We start from the raw sequence: 21,882 nt of genomic DNA, 5'->3' as shown, positions 1-21,882 counted from the left end.
TTGAGCCATTATGGGAAATTGTGAAACAGTGGGAAAGCTATTTTTATGTGACCGATGGCTGGAAAGTTTACCCTAGTTTTATACCCAATGGAGATCAAATTGTGAGTAAAACATATATGACGCGAGTAGAAAATGAAAATACCCGATTACGTCATTATCTTGCACGCCTTCACAGAAAAACTTTATGCTATTCCAAATCAGAACAAATGCTGAGACACTCAATTAAATTATTACTTCATTATTTGAAGTATCAAATTGTACCTATATAAATTAATTCATCCCTTTATTCAGCAACGCCCAGATTGTTTTTCTACTTTTACTGCCACAGGAGCAAATGCTTTGTGACCACAACACAGACAATCCGTAGGAGGTAAAATTTCATAACGATCTATTCTCCCAAAACCCTTACGAGTCTTACCTTGATGCCCTGGTTGCCCGCCTGGTCTCTTTTTTGGCTGATTTGATTCCTCTTGTGGAGGAGCTTTTTTGTTTTCACTCTTTTTGTGAATATCTCCAGATGGCGGTTTCGACGAATTCGAGCTATCCAAATCTCGGCTGACTTTTAAACGTTCTACTTCTTGCTGTAGTTGTAAGATTGTTTTCTGTAATTCACGTATTACCTTATTCTGTTCAAGAATTATCTCTACCAGTTGTTCTTTTGATAACTGGTTCAAGCTTTCTCGGTCTAATTCTTGAGGCAGGTTTTGGTTCATATTTGTGATACTTCTACTCAAGTATACCCTTTGTCAATACTCTGCTACCTGAATCCTTACCTTTTGACTTCTAACTTCCGACTTCCGACTTGCGACTTGCGACTTGTTTTGACTATTATAAAAATCTCCACGCTGCTCTAGTTGAAAACCACCCAGCAACAATCCCAGCCACACTTCTACAATCGGCATTTTCAAACCACATTGCAGTTGAGCAAGTGAAATTTCATCTTTTACTTGCGCTAGATAGAGAGTGATGGCACTTTGCCACTTATCCACATCCTCATCACCTGCCAGCCGATAAACATCTTCTACAGTCTGAATATCCAGCATTGCCAACATATTTTCTTTCTCCACTGGAGCCGCCACTGAATCACTACTAGTAGTTGGATGAGTAAACTGATGTGCCCCATGCGGTCTGAAAGTCTGCGCTGGGGGTTCTTCGATTAGGTCATCCAATTCTAGGTGCATGGTTGTCCGCACCAAACCAGCAAAGATGTTGGTGCTGATAACTGGACCCAAAGTATCGCTGTCGGCGCGTATATCCGACAACAATAACTGGGCGCGGGTTTTAAGAATATCTGCGATTTGGTACAAGGCTGTGGCAGCTGTTGCTAATTGTGCTTCTACAGGTAAATTTGTCAGCTCAGTATCTAAGCATTCCCACACTGCATCAAGTGTTGATGTCGTTGGTGCTTGTGATATCTCATCCAAAATATCCCAAATAGTTAATTGCCCATAGCTGGTCATAATTAAACTTGTGGCTGCAAAGGGCAAGGTCGTACTGGGCAATGCATTGGACTAACCTCAAACATATCTTTATACTGATACAGGGAAATATTGTATTCTTTAGCAAACGCCTGTAATACCTTATCTGTATAGGCACGTATTTTGCCAGCCGTTAGTCCAAAGCAGTGAATCGGCTCCAGGCGGCAGATTGGCTTTTGCCCCCGCCATAACTCTGCCGACATAGCGTGCAATGGTTTATCCCCCAGTTCTTTATATAAGTACAACACGGCGAAATATGTTATTGGTGGCTCAACAGCGATCGCCTCAATCTGCCCAGAATCATCTTTACTTTTGTTCCGGTAGAAGGAACGGCGATTGTGACAAACCCTCGGATTCCAGCAATCATCACCTTCTGGCCCATGAAGTACCTTAGCCTTAGCTGCGGGTAGCTTGGCGCATAGCTGGCATTTGGGATCAAGTGGCTTGGGCATACCTCACTCCGCTTCGTCTTCCCCTATGGCACGATAGTAAGCAGCGATCGCCGCTTCTTGTTCGCTACGGAGTGTATAGCGCCGAAACGCTTTCTCACTTTGATGTCCAGTTAATTTTCGTGCATGGCTGGGGTCAACTCCCAATAGCAATAAGTCAGTGGCATAGGTGTACCGGAACTGGTGAGGGTGTAAATCCTCAATCCCAGCAAGTTCACCAATTTTTTCTACAGCAAAATAAATCCCGTGGTAACTTAGCCGTTCCCCTTGATATGAGGCGTGATGTGAAATCATTAACGGAGTAAGACTATTTAGTTCTTCACCCGCAACAGAGCGCGATCGCAAATATTCTTCTAACACGTCGCGGCTATCTTTTCGCAGTGGCACTAGGCGTGGTTCATTGGTTTTGGTATCAGGTAAGAACAGCAGCTTGCCATCGAAGGAGCCTACATTCAACTGTACAATTTCCCCGGCGCGGAGTCCGTGACTGAGGATGTGTACGAGTGCAGTATCCCGTTGCTTTGTTTCTCTCAGTAGCTCCAAAGCTGCCCACACTCTTTCCATCTGTTCTGGCGTTAGGCTTTGGGCTGGTGGCTTCGATATTAATTATTGCTTGGGTAATATGCGCTACTTCCAACAGGATAGGGGCAATTAAAACCTCTCTTCGCGCTGCTTCACTAGTAAAACTGACACGAGTAATTGCTTCTTCTAATCGCTGTTTTAAATCACCCAAAGGAGTAATTTCGTAATTACTAACTGGGAAATTTATGTTCGTTTTAGTTAAACTTGCATCCAACTCACGCAGAATATCGGCTGGAGCGAATCTTAAATCAAAGTATCTACGGAAAGTGTAAGTCTCTGACGGTTTGAGGATTGGGGGACGGTGAGGTATAACCATAAAATTATTAATTACTTTAGTCACAAGTCTTCACAAGTCGGAAGTCGCAGGTCGCAAGTCGCAAGTCGCAAGTAATTGTCTTCTTATTAAAAGTATGAAAATATATTCATTCTCATTCGGAATTAAACTATTAATTATCGCTTGCCGCCTCCATCCTCCTGCCGTTGGATTTGCTGTCATTTAATCTCTGTTTAATTTTGTGAGTAGAAGTAACTTAGTTGGAAGTCGCAAGTAGAAAATAGTGATGAGGAACTGACTTTTAAGTTAAATAACTCAAGTTTTAGTTACACTCTGTGGCATCTAACTTGGAAAATTTATTCTCATTTAATCTATTCTTAATTTTGCGAGTAGAAGCAATAAGTATCCTCACTATCTCCTTAGTTTCTTGAAGCAACGAATCAAATTTATCTTTTTCAACAACCTCAGATTCAATTAAAATTTCCAACCAATACTCAGTTTCGCGTCCTTCCTTAAGAGCAATTTCCATTTTGTGCAAAAAATCTCTGTCAGATTGAGCCGAACGAGATTCATGCACATTAGCACCAATACTCGTACCAGAACGTAACAGTTGCTTAGAAAGGGTACGGCAAACACCCGGTTTTTCATCAAGAAAGCTACAAGCTTTGATGATTCTGACCGCAAACGCTTTAGTTCTATCAGTAATACTACTCATGTCTTTATCCATACTTGCCCCCGCTGTACTTTATCTTTCTTTATTCTTACTTGCGACTTGCGACTTGCGACCTGCGACTTGCAGCTTGAGATTACAATAATACCACGCCGAACACAAAATAAGAAACCCTTATCTTTTATACGTCAAAAACTACGATAAAGATACTCTCTCCCCCAGACACTACACATTCACCAACATGTGATCGCAAAGAAGTGCATGTTGGCAACGGAATACAAACTATTGCGTTGCCGATAAATTTTGTTTGTCTTGGGTATCGCCTTTGATGCGTAATCCAAACGATAACCATTTACAGGGTGCTAACTTTCAGTTATAGTTAGCCGTAACGGGAGCAACGCGATTTTCTGAAGTTGGGCAAAAACAAGTGATGATGCTCCACTCCAGAGGACGCGATCACTAAAACATAGCTTTCAGTAAAATGTATAAAATGTCTAAGCACTGCTGGGATTAAGGAAAGAATCGAAAATAGAGTTACAAAAATTGTCCCAACTGCCAGCTATTAATTGATATCGCAGATGTAACATAATCTCTGCGTTATGTTGAAGCCAAAATTTACTGTTCCCTTTCATGCGTAAGTTAACAGCTTGACGAATTAAACTCTCAACTGCACCGCTACCCAGGGGTAGCTGATGCGCTGCGACTAATTGATAGTTTAATAGTCGCCTGCGGTAAGCTTTGAGAATGTAATTATGCTCTCGCACCAAAATTTTACAACGCTCTCCAGTTGCAGTTGAAATAAATTCATCCATGTTTATCATTAAATTGAGAGGATGTTTGAAAAGTCAGCCGAGGGGTAAAAAAGCTCTCTAGGTATAAACTATGAATACGTAGAACACAGCACCGAGAGAGCAACATGAGTAAAGCTTACCCCAGTAATCTGACTCGCGCCCAATATGAATTCCTGAGTGACATGATTCCAGAGTCTAAATCAGGTGGCCGCCCGTGTGAAGTTGATATGTGGGAAGTTTTGAACGCGATCTTCTATGTCCTGCTAGATGGAGTGAGATGGCGATCGCTACCTGGGGACTTTCCGGCTTGGCAAACAGTATACACATATTTTCGTAACTGGCGCAGGGACGGAACTTGGATGAAAATTCATGATAATCTGCGACAATGGACGAGAATCGAAGAAGAACGCGCTCCAAGTGCGTCAGAAGCCATCATCGATAGTCAAAGTGTCAAAAGTGCGGCAATGGTGAGTCAATCCGTTGGTTTTGATACAGGCAAGAAAATTAAAGGACGCAAGCGGTTTATGACCGTTGATACGTTGGGATTAGTGCTGCGGGTGTTGGTCACTGCCGCCAATGTGCCAGAGCGCTCAGGCGGCAAACAAGTACTCAAGTGCGTCAAAAAAATGGGTAACAAGGTTTCTCGCTTGACGACCATTTGGGCTGATGGTGGCTTTGATGGTACACCCTTCATGATATGGGTTATGGATGTTTGTCGTTGGATTGTGCAAGTGGTGTTGCGCCCAGAGCAAACTAAGGGGTTTGTCTTGCTCAAAAAGCGATGGGTGGTGGAACGCACGTTTGGTTGGCTAATGGGGTGTCGCCGATTGGTCAGAGATTATGAACTTCTGCCGGAAACATCCGAGACGTTTATTTACCTTGCTATGATTCGCATCATGGTACGGCGACTGGCATAAAATTTGACCCCTAAAAACTTTTCAAACACCCTCTCAGGACAACGGCCTGATACATCGATGTAAACAAGTGCAGGAGTTATGGCCAAAATGGGAAGAAATGGGTTTGTATATTTTCTTTCTCCCAAAATATTGCTCAGAAATGAATCCAATTGAATTGGAATGGCAACACCTCAAAAAAGATGAACTAGCTGCGAAAAGTTTTGAGGATGAATTAGACCTTGCCTATGCTGTCATTGATGGAGTTCAAACCAGAGGAGAAAAAGCTAACTACAGCGTACAACGTATCAAATTTAACTCTCATTCTTCTGCTTAACTGTTTGTTACATACTTGTAAATTTTCCCCACGACTTACTTATCAGGTGAATTTTTATTGTTTAGCACATGGCTTGAGGTCATATCACTCAATCGCTTTATTCCTCAAGCCACCCGCCCTGGATAAGCGTTGAGCGAATTCGCCAACAGTGTCTACGCTATATCTACCCCTATATGGTCAAAATTGGATAGTTGCTTGGCATTCATGCCAAGCATGGGTCGAGGAACTGGTCGGTTCCATTCGCAATAAGCAGGCATATTATCAGCGAGGTTTAAGGGCTATGAAGCTTATACAGCAAGCACTTTAACTTGCTTGTCGCCCCTTTAAGTTTTAGGGAGTAAAAATTTAAGCAAGTCGCCTCACCATAATACGGATCATGGCAAGGTAGATTTTACATCGTTTTTTTTTGCTACATATTCCATTTGAATTCTTCGTTTTCTTTACCAGCCATTTCTTCAAACAAACGCTCCACATTTGGGTCAATTTCTTGACGCCAACGCAAATCTAAATTAATTTCTAACCCACGATTTTGGTAATAATCACGGTTACACTCTTGTATATTGAGTAACAATCGTTGGAGATCTTTATTTTGTGCCTTTGCTACTAAAAATTGCGTTCCGTTGTTCCCTCCAAGTGGATGATGTTCGTGCTGGTAATATTGAAGCATTTGGGGTTGATAGTCTATTTCCAAAAAGTCACAAAGCGTTCTGGTAACACTTTCTGTATTTGTGGCAAGGTTTTCATAGTGGAGCTTAATTTTCTTCCCCTTAAATTTATGGTACAATTCTTGAATTTTACTTATTCTTTCCTTCCAAGTATTAATTACTTCTTTGACATCTTCTTGAGGATATTTTCCGATGCGTGAATTGATGACTGCTCTGCCATCTCTTTGGAGAAAGATAAAATAAAGTCGGGAAGATGTTTTTTGGAGAGTGGCTATTTGTTCTTCTACCCAAGAAATATCTTTTGTTGAATTAATTACAATCGTTTTTTGGGTTTTAATAGATAGTTGTTCGTAGATATCTACGCAATCGGTAACAATAATGTCTTTCCAAACTGGACAATTAACACCACAAAATTTGCAGGATCTTTTTATGATTGAGTAGTTTGTATCTTTTTTATTGAACTCTCCCGAATAGAAACAATTCTGATGACTTCCCAGTATAAATCCCAGAAGCGTAGAACCAGAGTAATTAGCGCTACAGATAAAACAAACTTTTTGATTGATTTTTTGTAAATAATTCAGCATCACATCGCTCCAATAGATAAATGGATGAGGTTTAATATTTCCGAGATGCGGGTTAAATCAGAACTTCGTTAAGTAAAGGCTGTAGTGGTGTATGGTCGCGGCTCACCAAGAATTCTGGTCTGGGTTGCCCCTTGAAGCTTGGTATATTGTTGATGCTGTTATAAGTGATAATGAGGAGCCTGCGGTCGTAGGGAGAAATGTTGGGCGCAGAGCCGTGTACTAAATTACAGTGAAAGAAAAGGACAGACCCTGAAGGACCTTTTGGTGCAACCATACCTTTTTCCCAAGCTAGTTTGGCGATCGTTTTTTTATCGAGGGAGTACTTGAGAGCAGCACTGACATTAGATTTCCAGTCATTTTTTTGACCATTAACTTCAGATGACTCTATTTGTCCCAAGTGAACAAGGCTCTCTTTGTGAGAACCTGGAATGAAATACATAGGTCCGTTAAACTCATTAAATTCATCCAAGAAAACTGCTACATTCAATGCTTTGGGGGATGGCATACCATCTTCTCGATCCCAAAATACAAAGTCTTGATGCCACGGCCACAAATCTCCTCCAAAAGCAGCTTTAAAGTTGATTTTAAATTGGTAAACATATACATCACTATTGAGAATTTTACAAGCAGATGTTAGGAGACTGGGGTGTCTAACCAAGGAATCAAAAATTTCTGTGGTAGTGTGGCATCCATGAAGGGCGCGTACTGTTTTGTTGTCTTTTTCTAACATCCGTCCTGGTGTATCTTTTACTATCAAATCCTCAACAGCAAGGTGCATTGCCTCTACTTCTTTTGTCAAAAAAAGTTCTGGGATAAATAGTAGCCCATTTTCTCTGTAATATTCTATTTGGTCTTTCGTTAATTTTATGTTCTTTTCCATTTGATTAATATAGGACATATATAACTATTATTTTGATGCTTCAAACCAACTTATCACTAATAGAAAATTGTATTGATTCGTACTCAGTCAATTGCAAAGCTCTCCTCAATGGCAATCGCTCTTTTAAATAAAAATGCTCTTGATAGACTGAATCTGATTATCAAAAGAAGGTTCATACACCATCATCTATAGGTTATTGTGCTTGCTCAATGCAAGCTTTCAACTTCTCTGCTAAGACCTGAACATAGGGCTGATTCATCATCGTCACATGATTACCTGGAACAAAATGGACATCCACTGGTTCGGCAGAAAATTTACTCCAGCCCCAAGTCAAATCCGGCAAAATCTCAGAAGGTACTTCACTATTAGATTCATCAACATCAGTGACAGTCTTATTGGCACGCAAGAGGGTAATTTGGCTTGGATAAACCTCTTGTGGCATATAATTTACTGAAGTGTTAGCTTTCAGCATTTGCACCATATTATTAAGCAGCGTAATATCGTCGTCAGGAGGCAAGATATCAGCATTTTGTAATCTTTCTAGAACGTATTTCAGCCGATCTTCCCAAACCATAGATTGAAGAGTATCGGCAGAAATATCCAAGTTTTTGGTGTAAGTAATTTCGATTGTGCCTGCTAATTCAATCAAACATTCAGTCTCATCCCAATCAAAGCCTGTTGATTTTTCCTGATAGAAAGGTGCTGTAGTATCAAGAACGGCAACTAAAGCAACCTTATGACCTTTACGAAGTAACTGCTGCGCCATTTCAAAAGCTAATTTACCGCCAAAAGAATGCCCTGCCAAAAAATACGGACCCTGTGGTTGCACAACTAAGAGTGCTTGAATATAACGGGCGGCTACATCCTCAACTTGGGTAATTAGTTCTCCTTCTTCACAAAGAGCAATTGCTTGGAAACTATAAAATGGTTGGTCTGAACCTAGACAACGGGCTAAATCATATAAATAAAAGGGATAGCCAGCAGCTCCTGGAAGACAAAATAAAGGTGGCTTAGAACCACGCGGCTGAAATGCTACTAAGGGAGATCCACTCTTAGAATCTGAATCTTTTTGCACAATAGTTGCCAATTGTTCAACAGTTGGATTTTGATAAAGGCAGGCGATCGCAATATCTTTACCAAACTGCTGTTTAATTTGAGCCATTAAGTAAGGAGTTAAAAGGGAGTGACCACCAAGATCAAAGAAGTTATCTTGTACTCCCACCTTCTCGACTTTCAAAATTCTTGACCAGATTTGCGTTAGTTGCAGTTCTAATTGGTTGCGTGGTGCAACAAATTTGTCTAAATTGCTGGTGTGTAAATCAGGTGCAGGTAAGGCGCGGCGATCTACTTTACTACTAGGAGTTAGTGGCAAAGACTCCAACATCACAAAAGCATTGGGTATCATGTACTCTGGCAGCTTTGCTTTGAGGAATTGGCGCAGTTCGTTGATTGTAGGTGTACAGTCCTGATGTGCGATCGTGTAGGCAACTAGGCGTTTATCACCCCTGTTGTCTTCGCGGACGATAACACAACATCCTTCCACATCTTCATGCTGGCTTAGTACTGCTTCAACTTCTCCCAATTCAATTCGGAAGCCTCGCACCTTAACCTGATTGTCAATGCGTCCTAAGAATTCAATGTTTCCATCCGGTAAATAGCGTGCTAAATCCCCTGTTTTATACAGGCGTTCGTAATTAAAGGATTGGCATTCTGTTTCCCCTCTACCCCCCTGCTCCCCTGCTTCCCTACTTTGACCGAAGGGATTGGGGATAAATCTCTCAAGTGTTAACTGTGGTCGGTTAAGGTAGCCCCGCGCCAAAGGAACACCACCAATGTATAATTCTCCTGCTACACCCACGGGTACAGGCTGTAGATATTTATCTAAAATGTATATCTGTGTGTTAGCAATGGGACGACCAATGGGAGGCAGTAGTGGCCATGTCTGGACTGAATTAGTCAGTGTAAAAGTGGTGACTACATGGCTTTCTGATGGTCCATAATGATTGTGCAGAGTACAATCATTAGTTAGTTTACCTAACCAGTGAGAAATGGCGGGAGTAATTTGTAACTGTTCCCCAGCAGTAATGATTTCCCGCAGATGGCTGGTAAATAATTCACTACTAACAGCTACTTCAGCTAGTTGCTGCAAGCCAACAAAGGGAATAAACAGTCTCTCAATCGCTTTGTCTTCAATCAAAGCTAACAAAGCCACTGGATCTCGGCGCAATTCCTCCCTAATCAAGACCAGTGTACCTCCAGAATGCCAAGTAGAGAACATTTCATGAAAGGAGGCATCAAAGCTGATAGGAGCAAATTGTAGAGTTTTTGCTCCCCTAGAAACTTTCATATTTTCCAGTTGCCAGAAGATTAAATTGCAAAGAGCAAGTTGACTCATAGCTACACCTTTAGGTTTACCCGTAGAACCAGAGGTGTAAATTACATAACCCAAATTATTCGCTTGTACGCCAGAGATGAAATTGTCTTGACTAAACTGGGAAACTAGCTGAGTGTCAGTATCCAAACAGACAAGTTTCGCTTGATGTTGGGGTAGTCTCTCAAGGAGTGAATGTTGAGTTAGCAGTACTTGAACTTGAGCATCTTCAAGCATGAAAGTCAAGCGTTCATTAGGATAGTTTGGGTCGAGTGGTAGATATGCCCCACCTGCCTTAAGAATTCCTAACAGTCCTACAATCATTTCTAAAGAACGCTCGATACAAATGCCCACCAACACATCAGCTTTCACACCCAAAGACTTTAGGTAGTGCGCTAACTGATTTGCTTTGGCGTTCAATTCATCGTAGGTAAGTTKTTGATTGCCGAACTCCACCGCCACTGCATCTGGGGTATGCTCTACTTGTTCCTCAAACAACTGATTGATACACTTATTTATGGGATACTCTTTTTGAGTATTATTCCAGTCTATCAATAGCTGGTACCGCTCTCGCTCTGTGAGGAGAGGCAAAGAGAAAACCTTCTGTTGAGGATTAGCTACAATTCCCGCAAGTATTGTCTGGAAATGTCGGGTCATGCGAGCGATCGTGGCAGCATCAAACAGGTCAGTATTGTATTCCCATGTCCCGATTAATCCCTTATCGCTGTTCTGTAAAAATAAAGTTAAATCAAACTTCGCGGTGGTTGTTTCTACCGCTAATGGACTTACTGTTAAGCCAGCCATCTGTATCTGGGGCTTCGGCACCTCAAGTACCAACATTACCTGCACCAGTGGTATGTAACTTAAGGAGCGCTCAGGCTGCAATTGTTCTACTAATTTCTCAAACGGCAGGTCTTGATGAGCATAAGCTCCCAACATCATATCTCGGACTCTTAATAGCAAATCCTCAAAAATGGGGTTATCTGACAAGTCAGTTCGCAACACTAAAGTATTGGCAAAAAAGCCAATTAGCCCTTCGATTTCCGGACGATTGCGGTTAGCAATGGGCGTGCCCACTACAATGTCATCAGAGCCAGTATAGCGAGAAAGCAAGGTAATAAACGCTGCATATAGCGTCATGAACAAGGTGACTTCCGTGCGTTTACTCAACGCTTTGAGTGCCTCTGATAGAGAGTTGGGTAATAAAAATGATACGTATGTGCCCCGGAAAGCTTGCACAGCTTGGCGCTGACGGTCAATTGGGAGAGCTAGCACTTCAGGTGCCCCAGCAAGTTGCTGCTTCCAGTAGCCAAGTTGTTTTTCCCAGACTTCCCCAGTCAACCACTGGCGCTGCCAAACAGCAAAATCGGTATACTGGATGGGTAACTCAGGTAAGGGACTGGGTTCTCCTGATAAAAAAGCTTGATAGAGAGCAGACAACTCCTGAGTGAATATCCCCAACGACCAGCCATCGGAGACGATATGGTGTATATTTATCAGCAGTACATGGGACTGGGAACTCACTCGCCACAAATGCACTCGCACCAGCGGATCATTGGCGAGGTCAAAAGGTTTCTCTGCCTCTATTGTGACTAACCGTTTCACAGTAGTTAAGGGTTCGGCTTCTGGTAAATCCTGTAAATCTACTACTTTTATAGTCACGGTTATTTCAGGGTCAATAACCCGCATTGGAGTACCATTTACCACCTGAAAACGGGTACGCAGGACTTCATGACGCCGCAGAATTTCCGCGATCGCTCTTTCGAGGGCAGCTACATTGAGGTTGCCGTTAAGAAGCTTTGCAGAGGGTATATTGTAGGTCTTGTTTTCTCCCTCCAGTTGGTCAAGGAACCAGAGTCTAGCTTCAGCAAAGGAGAGAGGTGCAGGAGTCGATTGGGTTCGGCGCTTAATGGTTTCGCTGGTCAAACCTATGCCTTTTTTCTTCAGCAGGTGTTTGAATAGTTCTTGCTTTGCGTTGGATAAAGAATCGTTTATGGCGCTCATGGCAGAAATTTTCTTCTAAAAGTGCTATTTTTGACTTAAGTTTCCCCAGTGAGAACAAAATGCTCCACAGCTTTCCGATCTAGCATTTCCTAATCTGCTGAGGTACTAAATACATCGCTAACAAAATTAAGCAAACTCTGCGTACCTCTGCGTTTTCCTTTGCGCTCCTTTGCGTTTAAAAAACCTTTATTCTACCTCACTTAACTTATAAAAAATGTAAAATAACATTAAAACGGGTAATTGGGTATGGGGAAACTATTACACAGTTGTTGTACTTGGGTACAAACTGACTCCTGTATCTGTTGATCTAATACATAATTTTCCTTGTCAGTTTTCTTGAGAGAGGAAATTACTTGATGAATTAATTCAGCACATTGAGACATTTCCTTTGCACCCATTCCTCGCAATGCTAGTACATTAGTTCCTAAGCGAATACCGCTAGTTACCCTTGCGTTTGCTTGGTCACCAGGGATTTTATTTTTGTTCACAATGATATTACAGGCTTCCAACGCTAGCTCGGCTCCCAGACCTGTGACCCCACTTGCATGGACATCAACTAGTACCATATGAGTATCTGTACCTCCAGTAATGACTTTGTAATTCATTGCCTTCAAGTTACTGGCTAAGGCTTGGGCATTGCTGATAATTCGATGTGCCAATGTTTTAAATTCCTGAGTAGAAAGCCTTTGCAGCATAGTGGCTTTCCCGGCGATCGCGCTCAGGTTTGGTGTACCTTGAAAGAAGGGAAAAACAGCTTTTTGGATGGTTTCAGCTAGCGTTTTGTTATTATCGGGGCCTAATTTTTCATAGTCTTTGCCAATCAAAATTAGACCCCCGCGCGGCCCAAATAATTGTTTATAAGTACTTGTTGTGGTAAAGTGAGCGTGGTCTATGGGACTGGGATGTGCATCAGCAACCACAAGTCCAGCAATATGTGAAATATCAGCTAACAGATAAGCTCCCACTTCATCAGCTATTTCCCTAAATTTTTGATAGTAGATCGTCCGAGTATAAGAACTAGCTCCACAAATAATCAATTTGGGTTGATACTGCCGCGCTAAGTGGAGAATTTCCTCATAGTCAAGCCAACCATCGTTGTTGACAGTGTAACTAATAGGGCAAAAATATTGACCTGTCACAGAAGCTTTAGCGCCATGAGTAAGATGACCACCACTATTAAGTTCCATCCCCAAAATCGTATCTCCAGGTTTCAGCAGACTGAATAGCACAATTTGGTTAGCAGAACTGCCAGAATGGGGTTGAAGATTTGCATACTGTGCTTTAAAAACTGCTTTAGCCCGGTCTATAGCTAAGTTCTCGATTTCATCGACATACTTACATCCCGCATGATACCTATTTCCCGGATAGCCTTCTGTGGTGACGTTGGTAGCAATCATACCTCCAGCCAACACAGAAGGATCGGCGATGCTGGAGGCTGCAACCATGTAAAGTGAATTCATCTGTCGGTGATATTCTTGCAAGAGAAGGTTATGCAAAACCGGGTCATTCTGTTGGAGAAGTTCATCTCCTATCTCTGACAAGCTTGAGAGTAAGGTTTTAGAGATGGTCATATCAGATATTTTTGCTAACTTTTATGAACAATTACATTTACAAAATAACGACATATCAACCAACAGATGGAATATACAACGCTCGCTGTAAGTTATTACCTGGTATCTTCAGCAAGCATTTTTGTGATTTCCTCTTGAGATAGTGCTTGAACTTGTAAGAATATTTCTGAGATTTCGGTAAGATTAATTTGCATTTGTTTACCCTGAATTTCCATAGTCTCAGCCATTTGAGCAACTGTAGGTGATTGAAAAATCAACCGTAAAGCTATGTCAATTGGGAAAATTTCTTGCAAGCGGTTGATTACCTGGGTGGCAATGAGAGAATGTCCTCCTATGGCAAAAAAGTTATCATTTACACCCATACGATTCACTCTCAGTACCTCAGCCCAAATGAGCGCGATAACTTGCTCTAAGGGAGAACGGGGAAGGACAAAAGTGCCTGGTGACGTGAGTTCTAAAGACTCAGGTGTCAACTCTAACAGCTTTAGCCTATCGATCTTGCCATTAGGGGAAAGAGGAAATTTGTCTATGATTATATATGCTGATGGCAGCATATATTCAGGTAATTTTTGTTTGAGAAAATGGCGTAATTCTTCGGGGGAAGGGTGAGGATGCTGTGCAGGAATTATATAAGTCACTAACCGTTGTGTAGTGCTGTCCATAGAGTTGCCAATTACCAGTGCTACGCATTCTTTGACAGCAGTATGCTTTCTCAACTCCGCTTCGATTTCCCCCAGTTCGATGCGATGCCCTCGTAGTTTGATTTGGTAATCGATTCTGCCTAATAATTGAATATTACCATCTGGCAAGTAACGAGCTAAGTCACCTGTTTTATAAATACGCTCTCCTTGCACTTCACTAAAAGGAGCAGGAATAAATTTCATCCGAGTTAATTCTGGGCGATCGCAATAACCACGGGCCAAGCCTATACCACCAAGATGCAGTTCTCCGGGAACGCCAATAGGAACAGGTTGAAGCTGTGCATCAAGAATAAAGGCTTTTTGATTCGCCATCGGTTTACCATAAGGAATACTTTTCCAATTGGGGTCAGTAGTATCAACCTGATAAAGAATTGAATGAATCGAAGCTTCTGTTGCTCCTCCCATACAGACTACTTCTGTACCGTCGGTCAACTTTTGCAATCGTTGTGGTAAGGTAGTAGGAATCCAATCGCCGCCTAAAAAAGCTACACGGATAGATTTAGGCCATATTTCTGGTCGGCTGCTGACGTAATCGACTAGCATTTTCAGCAGTGCAGGTGCGGAATTCCAAACTGTTACTTGGTGCTGTTGGATTAATCTAGCCCATTGGGCAGGGTCTTTAGCGATCGCCTGACTGGGGACAATCAGCGTACCTCCGGCGGCGAGAAGTCCCAAGGTTTCATAGACGCACATATCAAAACTCAGGGAAGACAACACTAGTACACGGTCATCTGACCCTACCCTATAACTACGGTTAAGGTCTGTAATGTTATTTACAACCCCAAGATGATTAATGGCTATTCCTTTGGGTTTACCTGTGGAACCAGAAGTATAAATTACGTAGGCAAGGTGAGAGGGACTGACTCCTAGATGTGGATTTTCGATACTGCTGGCAGCAATATCTTGCCAATCTGCATCTATACAGATCACTTGACGCTTTTGGGCTGTCTTACAAAGTTGCTCCTCTTGGGGAGACCCCAAGACCGCACTTTGCCCTGGGAGTGCAGAGATCAGGTGATGCTGAATTAAAACGATTTGGGCGTTGATGTCCTCTAGCATAAAAGCTAGGCGAGCTTTGGGATAAGATGGATCTAAAGGTAAATACGCAGCACCAGCCTTAAGAATACCGAGTATGCCCACGACCATTTCTACAGATTTCTCCATACAGATGGCAGCGATTGCATCTGTTCCTATTCCCTTTTTTTGAAAGTAATGAGCTAATTGGTTTGCTCTACGGTTGAGTTCACCATAGGTTATTTGTTCTTGCTCGTAGCAGATAGCGATCGCATTAGGATGTTTCTCGACGTTCAACTCAAATAATTGGTGCAGACATTGATCTTCTGGAAAGGCTGTTTCCGTAGCATTCCAATCGAGTAGAATTTTTTGCCGCTCTGTGGCATTCAACAAGGGTAATGTCGAAATATTTTCGTCGGGATTGATGACAATTGCTTGCAGCAGTGTGGTAAAGCAATCTAGCATTCGAGCAATGGTAGTTGCTTCAAATAAGTCTGTATTATAGGAGATATATCCTTCTAAAGCGTTAGGTGTCTCCCACATCTGCAAATTCAAATCTAGTTGTGATGTCGCCCCCTGAATTTTGAGGGAAGTAGCGGTAATTTCTGGTAATTTCAAGATTTGCAGTGGAGAGTTTTGCAAGATAAACATCACCTGGGCAACCGGATGATAACTTAAATCTCGTTCCTGATTTATGGCTACTGTCAACTGCTCAAAGGGTAAATCTTGGTGAGCATAAGCCTGTAAGGTTACTTCTCTGACACGCTGCATCAATTCTATAAACTTGGGATTGCCTGACAAGTCAGTTCGCAAGATTAAAATATTAATAAAACATCCAATCAAATCTTCCAGTTTTGGATGGTTACGATTAGCGATGCCAGTACTAACAATAATGTCTTCCTGTCCGGTATATCTATATAGTAAAGTCTGAAAAGCCGCTAAGAGAGTCATGTATAACGTGCATCCCTCTCGTTGGCCCAAAGACAATAGTTTTTGATGTACGTCTTGCGGTAGCGAAAAGGAATGACTTGCACCACGAAACTGTTGAACTGGCGGACGCTGATAATCTGTGGGTAACTCTAACAAGGGTAAAGCCCCTGCCAACTGCTTTTTCCAATAGCTCAGTTGTTTCTCAAGAATTTCCCCGAAGAATGTGGTGCGTTGCCATGCAGCAAAATCGGCAGACTGAATCAGCAACTCAGGTAAGGGCGAAGGTTTACCACTGTTAAAAGCCTCATATAAAACCGATAGTTCTTTCATGAAGATACCAACTGACCAACCATCAGAAATAATGTGGTGCATGATCAGTATGAACAAGTTCTCTTCATCGCCCAGGCGAATTAATTGCGATCGCATCAGTGGTTGAGAGGTCAGATCGAAGCAATGCCCAGATGCCTGTTGGATTAAACGCTGTATTTCTTGCGTGCGACTGCTTTCAGATAAAGTTGGCAGTACCGTTATGTCCAGCGCCATACCCGTAAACGGTGCAATTATCTGAATTGGTTGTCCGGCAACTGTTGGGAAAGTGGTTCTCAAAATCTCATGACGACGTACAATCTCGGATATACTTGCCTCCATTGCTTTAATATTGAGTTTCCCTTTTAAATGCAGCGCACAGGATATATTGTAGGCAGCATTGTTCCCTGCCAACTGATGCATAAACCAAAATCTTTCTTGGGCAAAAGATACCCTTAATGCCTGTTCTCTGGAAACAGGTTGTAACGGACTTCCTGTGAGAGTTTGATTTGTTAAAAGCGTGGTTTCAATGCACCAAGCAAGACCTGTTATAGTCAATTTCTCAAACAAAACCCGAACCGTCAAATCCACCTGGAATAATTCCCGCACTCTAGAAATTACCTGAGTAGCAAGCAGCGAATGTCCACCCAATTCAAAAAAGTTATCTTCAATTCCTACTCGCTCAATTTCCAGCAACTCCTGCCAGATATTTACCAAGGATTGCTCGATCGCGGTACGAGGTGCAACAAAATCGCCAATTACAGGTCGGCTGTAGTCTGGTATAGGTAATGCTTTTCGGTTAATCTTGCCATTAGCTGTAAGTGGTAAGGAGTCCAATATGATATATGCAGAAGGTTGCATAAACTCTGGTAGTTTATTGGCAACAAAGGCACGTATTTCCGGTAATAACTGATTGGCAAATTTACTTTGCAAGGGGTTATTTCCATACTGATTCCAGGGTCGGAAAAAATCTCTATAACCGGAAGTTGAAAATGTTGCATTCACCTCCCGACTTAAAAACACATCAAAGCAACCAAGATTTCCTGAAAACGACCAGCCGATGTTGACATTCCAAGCATATTCTTCGCCCAATTTCCAAAAATCTTCTGGGTCAACCGCAGTTACAGGGATACTTGCTAACGCTTGTTGCAATTGATGAACTGTATCATACTTCCCATAGTCCGCAAGTAATTCCACACCTTTGATATCTGAGAAAAGACGCGCATTTTTCACATTGGTGATTTTAATCAGCCGTTCCTGTTTTGCTTGTGTCAAAATACGGCGGATCTCAGGCAAAGTCAGCCGATCTTTTTGCCAATCCAAGCTTAGGTCTTTCTTAAAAGGGGTGTCTTCTTGCCCAATTTGTAATATCACATCATATCTAAACTTAGTCATTTCATTGAGATAGTTTCCTCGCTTCAATGACACTTGCACACCACTAATTGAAGGGATATAGCGATTCAGAGCATAGAAAAATGCCGGATCTATTAGTAATTCTTCTTCCTGAGCAATGCGTTTTTGCACTTTATTTTGTAATTGGTCAGGACTCAAAGCAACTTCTGCTTGATAAAGTTCTACTGAAGTGTAAAAGGCTTCCAGAAGGGGTAGACTACGCACATCACCAATAAATATGTTTGCTTGCTGCGGCAGTAGCTTCACAATTCCTTGTAAAACACGTAATAAATAATCAATATTAGGAAAATATTGGATCACAGAATTGATGATGACGGTATCATACTCGCCAGGGGCTATACCTGCAAAATTATCTGCCTCCTGTTCCTTGAGTTCTACCATTGGCCAGGCTTCTGTTTGTAATTGCTGTTGCACAAAAGCCAAAGCTTCTGGCGAGAAGTCGGTTCCTAAGTAGTGCTGACAATCAAGAGCAAGTCGAAAGAGTAAAAGACCTGTCCCACAGCCAATTTCCCATACTTTTTGGGGTTTAAGGCTGCTAATTCTGACAACAGTTTGCTCTACCCATTCTTGCATTTCTGCTTTGGGAATTAGCGATCGCGTGTAGCTACTGTTCCACCCTACTATATTGAATGTTAAATCATCGGATCTAAATTGTTGAGAATATGAATCCTTAAATAATTCCTTCCACTGCAACACCTGCTGTAGATGTAAGGCTGTATTTGATCCTTCATTTGCAAATGTTAGTGATGAGTTTTCAGCTACTACATACGCCACTAAAGACTTAGTACCTGAATTTGACTCTCTGGGAACAACTACCACTTCCTTCACCAGTGAATGCTTTGCCAGGATGCTTTCAATTTCTCCCGGTTCTACCCGAAATCCGCGAATTTTGACTTGATGATCTAATCTACCTAAAAACGTTATATTGCCATCCGACGTATAACGTGCTAAATCCCCTGTTTTATACAGCCGTGCTTTGGAATCAGAACTAAACTTGTTAACAATAAATTTCTTCTGGGTCAATTGTGGTTGATTAAGGTAGCCTTGAGCTAAAGCTGCACCACCAATGTGAAGTTCACCAGGAACACCAACAGGAGTAGGCTGTAAATTTTGGTCAAGAATGTAAACTTGGTAATTGCTCAGAGGCCGTCCGATTGGCACTTCTTTGAGTTCGACATCCATACTATTAGATGCCGAAAGCTTGTAAAGCGTTGCGGCAACAATAGCTTCCGTAGGGCCATAAACATTAATGACTTCTGGATAATACCCAACATTTTTTTGCCACAGCGCCACCTGGCTTGGTTGCAATCTCTCACCAGCAAGGATAATTAAACGCAGAGATGTCGGCAACTTGCAGTCAGGCTTTCCTGATTCTGCGGCTAACTGATGCCAATAAGCAGTCGGCAAATCCAAAACTGTAATCTTCCATTCCCAGCATTTTTGGAAAAAATAGGGAACAGAACTCAACATATCATCGGTGCGAAGCACAATAGTAGCACCGCAACTTAAGGAAGAATAAATTTCTTCCAATGCTCCATCAAAACTGATGGAAGAAAACTGTAATATTCTATCTTGCTCATTTAACTGATAATCTTTGCTGACTGTTTCCGTAAAGACTACCAAAGACTGATGGGTAATCATTACCCCTTTGGGAGTTCCTGTTGACCCAGATGTATATATAATACATGCTAAATTTGCTGAGTTAATCCCACTGCAAATATCACTTTTCGGTTCTTTAAAAATCTCCATTGCCTGTGTATCGAGGCAAATTCTCCTGATGCTTGGTGTTGGTAAGTCAGGTATTATATTCTCCTTAGTCACTAAGCAGTAAATTGCTGCATCCTCTAACATATAGACCAGCCGTTCCTGGGGATATTGTGGGTCTAGAGGCACATAAGCACCTCCTGCCTTCAGTACACCCAGAAACGCTACTATCATCTCTATATCCCGTTGCAGATATATGCCTACTACTGCTTCTGGGACTAACCCTTGTTTTTGTAAATAATGTGCTAATTGATTCGCTTTTCGATTCAATTCCTCATAAGTTATTTCCGAACCCTGAGAAATTACTGCTATTTTTTGCGGATTTGCCGCTACCTGCGCTTCAAATAGATGATGAATACATTTTTCTGTGAAAAAAGGTTTAGTAACAGGCTGCCATTTTGAAATTAATTGTTGTTTTTCGCTTTCATCAAGCAAAGAAATTTGAGAAATAGTCAGTTCGGGGTTGGTGACAATTCCTGCTAACAATGTTTGAAATACCTTAATCATCCCCTCGATCGTGGCTTCTGTAAATAAATCTGTGCTGTATTCCACAGATCCTTGCAAACCCTCTGCTGATTCCCAGCAAAACATTGTGAGATCGTCCCTAGAAATATCGGGCTTAACATTCAAGGAACTAATAGTTATATCCTGTAGTTGAAACACTTCTCTAGGAGTGTTTTGCAAGACAAAAGACACCTGATAAAGGGGGCCGTAACTCAAATTTCGTTCTGGATGCAATTCTTGCACCAATTTTTCAAAGGGCAGTTCTTGGTGGTCATAAGCTGCCAAAGTTACTTTTTTAACTTGTTGGATTAGTTCGCTAAAAGCAGGATCTCCTGAGACATCGATCCGCAACACCAACATATTGACAAAAAAACCAATCAATGGTTCTATTTCCTTGCGGTTACGGTTAGCGATCGGGGAACCAATGACAATATCTTCTTGATGACTATAACGATATAAAAGTACAGTAAAAGCAGCCAACAAAGTCATAAAGAGTGTCACATTCGACTCTTGACTCAGGGTTTGCAACTTTTGTGTTAATGTTATACTTAGACTAAATTTTTTTGTGGAACCTTTAAAAGTTTGAGTTAAAGGTCGAATATAATCAGTCGGCAGTTGCAATAACTCTCGCGCACCTGCTAAGGTTTCCTGCCAATATTTTAAATGATTTACTAATACTTTTCCACTTAATTGTTGACGTTGCCAAACGGAAAAATCTGCATACTGAATGGGTAATTTAGGTAAGGGAGAAAGCTGTTCAACAGAGAAGGCAGTATACAAAATTGTGAGTTCTTTAATGAGAACGCTTAAAGACCAGCCATCAGAAATAATATGGTGCATTCCAATCAGCAGAATGCGAGAATTTTCTTGTAGCCACAAAAATTTTACTCTCAATAAAGGGCTTTGAGAAAGGTCATAGGGTGCTGTTGATATTTCCCCAATTAACCTTTTCACTTCTGCTTGCTGTTCTTCACTAGATAAATTGCGTAAATCGACTTGTGGTATTTGTAATTGTAGTACAGGTGCAATCGCTTGGCTGATCTTACCATCCACACTTTTAAAGCTTGTTCTTAATATTTCATGTCGCTTGATTAATTCATTGAGACACCGCTCAAATACAGGGATAGCGATCGCACCTTCTACCTGGAAAGCTTTTATAATATTGTAAGTAGGACTTAAACCCTCTAACTGGTCTAAAAACCACAAGCGCTGTTGAGCATAAGATAATGGCAAAGTAGCATTTTGAGCTACACGAGGAATGGGTTGGAGAAAAGAAGAAAAGCTGTTTTCTGCTGGACGGAGAAAATCAATAATTTCGCTTTTACGCTCTGTAATTTCCTGGAGCAATGCCTTAGTCATGACACCAGAAGGAGCTTGATACTTCAACTTACCCGCTTCAACCCAAAGCTTGATCTCCATTTTCCGGATAGCAGCCATGAATGATGCTAAACTTTCCTTTTTTTTCATAACTAATACTCCTAAATTAATTAGTCTATATACAAATTTTTCCCTTCAGTCAAACCCAGATTTTTCTCACTCACTGTGCAAATTCATCGTCATATTTATTAAGAAATATAGCTCGTTTCAAGTCTTTATTAATCATCCTTCGATAAGTAACATGGGCATACATTTTCGCAAATATTCTAAACAATTATTGATTAAATTCAAATTTCAAAAAATCACGCTTGTATTTTTATTTAG

The 21,882-nt window shown here is 41.5% G+C and carries 11 protein-coding genes and 4 pseudogenes; 3 read left to right on the top strand and 12 right to left on the bottom strand.

The features are described 5' to 3' along the window. Positions 1-269: IS1 family transposase (locus tag FCR06_RS29115; RefSeq protein ID WP_138501583.1), on the top strand; the 269-nt coding region annotated here is incomplete at its 5' end. 30 nt (positions 270-299) lie between these two features. Here the strand turns inward: FCR06_RS29115 and FCR06_RS29110 are convergent. The 7 genes and pseudogenes from FCR06_RS29110 to FCR06_RS29080 form a co-directional block, all read right to left on the bottom strand. Next, positions 300-713, bottom strand: a pseudogene (locus tag FCR06_RS29110) (DUF6444 domain-containing protein); the annotation flags it as partial. 33 nt (positions 714-746) lie between these two features. Beyond that, positions 747-1,460 (bottom strand): hypothetical protein, encoded by a 714-nt coding sequence (locus tag FCR06_RS29105; RefSeq protein ID WP_138506006.1) that lies wholly within the window; start codon positions 1,458-1,460, stop codon positions 747-749. A gap of 2 nt (positions 1,461-1,462) precedes the next feature. After that, entirely contained in the window at positions 1,463-1,930 is a 468-nt protein-coding gene (locus FCR06_RS29100; protein WP_138506004.1) for a hypothetical protein, read from the bottom strand. A 3-nt stretch (positions 1,931-1,933) separates the two neighbouring features. Continuing rightward, positions 1,934-2,449, bottom strand: a pseudogene (locus FCR06_RS29095) (site-specific integrase); the annotation flags it as partial. Next, a complete protein-coding gene (locus FCR06_RS33980; protein ID WP_223280345.1) occupies positions 2,340-2,825 on the bottom strand; it encodes a hypothetical protein in 486 nt (161 codons plus the stop codon). The gene FCR06_RS33980 and the pseudogene FCR06_RS29095, both read right to left, overlap by 110 nt. A gap of 280 nt (positions 2,826-3,105) precedes the next feature. Next, positions 3,106-3,510, bottom strand: a complete 405-nt coding sequence (locus FCR06_RS29085; RefSeq protein WP_138506002.1) for a four helix bundle protein — start codon at positions 3,508-3,510, stop codon at positions 3,106-3,108. Between the two features lie 437 nt (positions 3,511-3,947). Then, positions 3,948-4,283: pseudogene (locus FCR06_RS29080) on the bottom strand (ISLre2 family transposase); the annotation flags it as partial. Positions 4,284-4,369: 86 nt separating this feature from the next. On the opposite strand from FCR06_RS29080, the gene FCR06_RS29075 reads away from it, so the two are divergent. Beyond that, the gene (locus tag FCR06_RS29075; protein ID WP_138506000.1) at positions 4,370-5,161 is read left to right on the top strand and encodes an IS5 family transposase; all 792 of its coding nucleotides are present in this window, start codon (positions 4,370-4,372) and stop codon (positions 5,159-5,161) included. A gap of 46 nt (positions 5,162-5,207) precedes the next feature. Further along, positions 5,208-5,474, top strand: coding sequence for a transposase (locus FCR06_RS29070; RefSeq protein WP_223280346.1), 267 nt, complete (start codon positions 5,208-5,210; stop codon positions 5,472-5,474). Between the two features lie 409 nt (positions 5,475-5,883). On the opposite strand, the gene FCR06_RS29065 is transcribed toward FCR06_RS29070, so the two are convergent. The 5 genes and pseudogenes from FCR06_RS29065 to FCR06_RS29045 all read right to left on the bottom strand — a co-directional run bounded on the left by FCR06_RS29065 (position 5,884) and on the right by FCR06_RS29045 (position 21,648). Further along, the gene (locus FCR06_RS29065; RefSeq protein ID WP_138505996.1) at positions 5,884-6,723 is read right to left on the bottom strand and encodes a sulfotransferase; all 840 of its coding nucleotides are present in this window, start codon (positions 6,721-6,723) and stop codon (positions 5,884-5,886) included. 52 nt (positions 6,724-6,775) lie between these two features. Further along, complete coding sequence (locus tag FCR06_RS29060; RefSeq protein ID WP_223280344.1) at positions 6,776-7,621, bottom strand: phytanoyl-CoA dioxygenase family protein; 846 nt, start codon at positions 7,619-7,621, stop codon at positions 6,776-6,778. A gap of 175 nt (positions 7,622-7,796) precedes the next feature. Continuing rightward, a pseudogene (locus FCR06_RS29055) lies at positions 7,797-11,921 on the bottom strand (non-ribosomal peptide synthetase); the annotation flags it as partial. Between the two features lie 284 nt (positions 11,922-12,205). Beyond that, the gene (glyA, locus tag FCR06_RS29050) at positions 12,206-13,549 is read right to left on the bottom strand and encodes a serine hydroxymethyltransferase (protein ID WP_138505992.1); all 1,344 of its coding nucleotides are present in this window, start codon (positions 13,547-13,549) and stop codon (positions 12,206-12,208) included. 95 nt (positions 13,550-13,644) lie between these two features. After that, positions 13,645-21,648, bottom strand: coding sequence for a non-ribosomal peptide synthetase (locus FCR06_RS29045; RefSeq protein WP_138505990.1), 8,004 nt, complete (start codon positions 21,646-21,648; stop codon positions 13,645-13,647). Positions 21,649-21,882: the final 234 nt, after the last annotated feature.

The organism is Nostoc sp. PA-18-2419, assembly GCF_005869855.1.
In the GTDB taxonomy this organism is placed as follows: domain Bacteria; phylum Cyanobacteriota; class Cyanobacteriia; order Cyanobacteriales; family Nostocaceae; genus Nostoc.
This window is presented reverse-complemented; position numbering and strand designations above follow the sequence as displayed.

What these genes read in the sequence shown, in the direction of transcription:
- FCR06_RS29105 (WP_138506006.1), bottom strand. Translation starts at nt 1,460, where the DNA reads ATGACCAGCTATGGGCAATTAACTATTTGGGATATTTTGGATGAGATA.
- FCR06_RS29100 (WP_138506004.1), bottom strand. Translation starts at nt 1,930, where the DNA reads ATGCCCAAGCCACTTGATCCCAAATGCCAGCTATGCGCCAAGCTACCC.
- FCR06_RS33980 (WP_223280345.1), bottom strand. Translation starts at nt 2,825, where the DNA reads ATGGTTATACCTCACCGTCCCCCAATCCTCAAACCGTCAGAGACTTAC.
- FCR06_RS29085 (WP_138506002.1), bottom strand. Translation starts at nt 3,510, where the DNA reads ATGGATAAAGACATGAGTAGTATTACTGATAGAACTAAAGCGTTTGCG.
- FCR06_RS29075 (WP_138506000.1), top strand. Translation starts at nt 4,370, where the DNA reads ATGAGTAAAGCTTACCCCAGTAATCTGACTCGCGCCCAATATGAATTC.
- FCR06_RS29065 (WP_138505996.1), bottom strand. Translation starts at nt 6,723, where the DNA reads ATGCTGAATTATTTACAAAAAATCAATCAAAAAGTTTGTTTTATCTGT.
- FCR06_RS29060 (WP_223280344.1), bottom strand. Translation starts at nt 7,621, where the DNA reads ATGTCCTATATTAATCAAATGGAAAAGAACATAAAATTAACGAAAGAC.
- glyA (WP_138505992.1), bottom strand. Translation starts at nt 13,549, where the DNA reads ATGACCATCTCTAAAACCTTACTCTCAAGCTTGTCAGAGATAGGAGAT.
- FCR06_RS29045 (WP_138505990.1), bottom strand. Translation starts at nt 21,648, where the DNA reads ATGAAAAAAAAGGAAAGTTTAGCATCATTCATGGCTGCTATCCGGAAA.